Origin of the sequence: Rhodococcus sp. MH15 (assembly GCF_019266045.1) — a bacterium.
In the GTDB taxonomy this organism is placed as follows: domain Bacteria; phylum Actinomycetota; class Actinomycetes; order Mycobacteriales; family Mycobacteriaceae; genus Rhodococcus_F; species Rhodococcus_F qingshengii.
Window position 1 is genome coordinate 1 of sequence record NZ_LPNP01000008.1, and the last position, 1,370, is coordinate 1,370.

Sequence of the window (1,370 nt, forward strand, 5' to 3'; positions counted from 1 at the left end):
CGGGACTGTAAGAACAACGGTGTAACTCTGAAAGGAGATACGCCACTATGACTGATGTGATTGATCGTGAGACAGAGACGAACTCGGCTCAGCCGGGTATCAGCGATGCGCGGCTCAAAGAGCTGGTCGAGCAGGCGCGAGCCGAAGGGCTGCAGTTGACCGGAGATGGTGGATTGCTGTCGAAGCTGACCAAGCTAGTCGTGGAGTCCGCGCTCGAAGGCGAGATGGACGACCACCTCGGATACGGCAAGAGCGACCCGGCAGGGAGGGGCAGCGGCAACTCCCGCAACGGCAGACGAGCCAAGAACGTGTTGACCGAGGCCGGCCCGGTCGAACTCGAGGTGCCCCGTGACCGGGATTCCTCCTTCGAGCCGAAGATCGTGGCCAAGCGGCAGCGTCGGCTGTCGGGCGTGGAGGACATGGTGATCTCATTGTCGGCCAAGGGTTTGACGACTGGTGAGATCGCTGCACACCTGGCCGAGGTGTACGGAGCCGATGTGTCCAAGCAGACGATCTCGACGATCACCGAGCGGGTGATGGAAGGCATGGCCGAGTGGCAGAACCGGCCGTTGGACCCTGTGTACCCGGTGTTGTTCATCGACTGCATCCACGTCAAGATTCGCGAGGGCAACGTCGCTAACCGGCCGATCTACGTCGCGATGGGGGTGACTGTCGACGGCACCCGCGACATCCTCGGATTGTGGGTCGGTGAGCACGGCGACGGGGAGGGAGCGAAGTACTGGCTTCGGGTGTTGTCCGAGCTGAAAAACCGTGGTGTGCAGGATGTTCTGATCGTCGTGTGCGACGGTCTCAAGCATCTACCTGACTCGATCGAGCAAGTGTGGCCACAGACCATCGTGCAGACTTGTGTGGTCCATCTTCTCCGTAACACCTACGCCTATGCCTCCCGCAAGGACTGGTCCGATATCGCCAAGGACCTCAAACCCGTCTACACGGCTCCGTCGGAGCAGGCCGCGCTCGACCGATTCGCAGAGTTCAGTGACAAATGGGAGAAACGCTATCCCGCGATCATCAGGCTCTGGACCAACGCCTGGGCTGAGTTCGTGCCGTTCCTACAATTCGACAACGCCATCCGGCAGGTCATTTACACGACCAACGCCATCGAGAGTGTCAACGCCCGAATCCGCAGGGCTGTCAAGGCCCGTGGACACTTTCCGACCGAGGCCGCGGCCTTGAAATGCGTGTATCTGGCCATCATGAGCCTCGATCCCAAAGGTACCGCCCGCCAACGCTGGTCCAACCGATGGAAGGCAGCACTGAATGCCTTCGAGATAACGTTCGACGGACGGCTGTCTGCCGGACGAAAGTAGTTAGAAATCAACCAATTACACCGTTTTCTGGACAGACCC

At 59.9% G+C, this 1,370-nt stretch carries 1 protein-coding gene; it reads left to right on the forward strand.

The annotated features are described in order from the left end of the window. The first annotated feature begins 47 nt into the window (after positions 1–47). Positions 48–1,331, forward strand: coding sequence for an IS256 family transposase (locus tag ATN37_RS00055; RefSeq protein WP_047269195.1), 1,284 nt, complete (start codon positions 48–50; stop codon positions 1,329–1,331). Positions 1,332–1,370 lie beyond the last annotated feature (39 nt).